Here is a 1,248-nt window from a genome sequence, read left to right as displayed (position 1 = left end):
TCTCATGGATGAGGCCGCCTACAAAGCCCATATCGGTTGATATCAGGACTTATTGAGATGACCGCAGCACCCTACCCCTTCTCGGCCCGCCATATCGGTCCCGGCCTCAACGATACCAGAGCCATGCTGGCCGCCATCGGCGTGCCCTCGATCGAGACGCTGATCAGCCAGTCCGTCCCGAAGTCGATCCGGCTCGATCGGCCGCTTGCCCTGCCGGCACCAGCGAGCGAGGCGGAAGCGCTGGCTGAGCTTTCGGCTGTCATGGCCGGGAATACGGTGCTGAAGAGCTTCATCGGCGCCGGTTATCACGGCGTCCATGTGCCGCCGGTTATCCAGCGCAATCTGTTCGAGAACCCGGCCTGGTATACGGCCTACACGCCCTATCAGGCCGAGATCAGCCAGGGCCGGCTGGAAATGCTGTTCAACTTCCAGACCCTGGTCACCGAACTGACCGGCCTGCCGGTGGCATCGGCGTCGCTGCTGGATGAAGCAACCGCCGTGGCCGAGGCGGTCGGCATTGCACTGCGCCATCACCGCGACAAGCGCACCAAGGTAGCACTTGCCGGCACGCCGCACCCGCAGACGCTGGACGTGGTGCGCACCCGCGCCGAGCCGCTCGGCATCGAGATCGATGGCGAGACGATCGACGACAACACCGCCGCCCTGCTTGTCTCCTGGCCGGATACATTTGGCGTCTATGGCGACCACAAGGCAGCGATCGACAAGGCACACGCGACCGGCGCTCTCGTCGTCTTCATCGCCGACCCGCTCGGCCTGACGCTGACCGACGCGCCGGCCAAGCTTGGCGCCGACATCGCAGTCGGCCCGATGCAGCGCTTTGGCGTGCCGATGGGCTTTGGCGGCCCGCACGCGGCCTATTGCGCCGTCTCCGACAGGCTGACGCGGCTGATGCCTGGCCGCCTGGTCGGCCAGTCCACCGACAGCAAGGGCCGGCCCGGATACCGGCTTGCCTTGCAGACGCGTGAGCAGCATATCCGCCGCGACAAGGCGACCTCCAACATCTGCACCGCGCAGGCGCTGCTCGCCAATATGGCGACCGCCTATGCCATCTGGCACGGCCCCGCCGGGCTGCAGGCGATTGCCGGGCGCATCCACACGCTGGCCAATCGTCTTGCCGCCGGGCTCAAAGCAGCAAACATCTCCGTGCTCGGTTCAAGCCGCTTCGACACGGTGACGGCCGAGGTGAAGGGCAAGGCAGCTTCGATCGCCGCCGCCGCTGAAAAGGGC

At 66.2% G+C, this 1,248-nt stretch carries 1 pseudogene; it reads left to right on the top strand.

The features are described from left to right. Nucleotides 1–57: 57 nt before the first annotated feature. A pseudogene (locus EN994_RS32130) lies at nucleotides 58–1,248 on the top strand (glycine dehydrogenase); the annotation flags it as partial.

The organism is Mesorhizobium sp. M7A.F.Ca.CA.002.09.1.1, assembly GCF_003998555.1.
Classification (GTDB): Bacteria; Pseudomonadota; Alphaproteobacteria; order Rhizobiales; family Rhizobiaceae; genus Mesorhizobium; species Mesorhizobium ciceri.
This window is presented reverse-complemented; position numbering and strand designations above follow the sequence as displayed.